Raw genomic sequence first — 220 nt, 5'->3', positions numbered from 1 at the left:
CCTAAATCGTTGGTAGTGATAGCGAAATCGGAAATGCCTAAATCAATCCCGATTTTTCTTTTGGTAATTTCCACTGCTTCGTCTTCTGATTTTACCAGAATAGAGACGAAATACTTTCCCGACTTGTTCATAGAAATGGTGCACGACTTGATGACTCCTTCAAACTTTCTGTGTTGGTTCAGCTTCACGAATCCAGTTTTTGGAAGTTTGATTTTCCCGT

The 220-nt window shown here is 39.5% G+C and carries 1 pseudogene; it reads right to left on the bottom strand.

The features are described from left to right. Positions 1-220, bottom strand: a pseudogene (locus tag ACYQ2O_RS13900) (RNA-guided endonuclease TnpB family protein); the annotation flags it as partial.

The sequence above is a fragment of the Alkalibacterium sp. m-11 genome, assembly GCF_054658155.1.
Note: the sequence above shows the minus strand (reverse complement) of the source record. Positions and strands in the feature narration are given on the sequence as shown.